This window comes from Neisseria sp. P0001.S005 (genome assembly GCF_051963715.1).
Map to the genome: position 1 here is coordinate 1 of NZ_JBQCTZ010000712.1, position 387 is coordinate 387.

The 387-nt window shown below is 49.4% G+C and carries 1 protein-coding gene; it reads right to left on the bottom strand.

Features of this window, described 5'->3' with window-relative positions:
• On the bottom strand, window positions 1-276 hold a 276-nt coding region (locus tag ACTHSP_RS22510; RefSeq protein ID WP_440347072.1), incomplete at its 3' end, for a cytochrome b.
• Window positions 277-387: the final 111 nt, after the last annotated feature.

Below are 387 nucleotides of genomic sequence, written 5' to 3' on the forward strand. Positions count from 1 at the left end.
GACGTAAAGGGCAAGGTGGCCTGCTTTGGCGGCAAAGCTGTCGGCGGCAGGACGTTTGGACGCATTGAGCAAAGCCCAAACAATGCGCACGGCAATCACCAGCAGCGTGATGAAACCGATGGATTTATGCACGCCGAAGAGCGATTTGACCCATTCTTCGCCATCGTAGATGGTCCAAACGGTAATGGTGGAGAGGATGCCGATGAAACCGAGTACGGTCAGCCAGTGCAACGCGCGCGCGACGGCATCATAGGTTTGTGGGCGTGTAGTGGTCATAATGTTTCCTTGTTTTTGATTTGTTTGGTTTTTTGAATCGGCGGCATTGTAACAAAAATGCCCAACCAATTATGTTGCCTTTTTGAAGAGATTTCGTAAATGTTTGGAAAA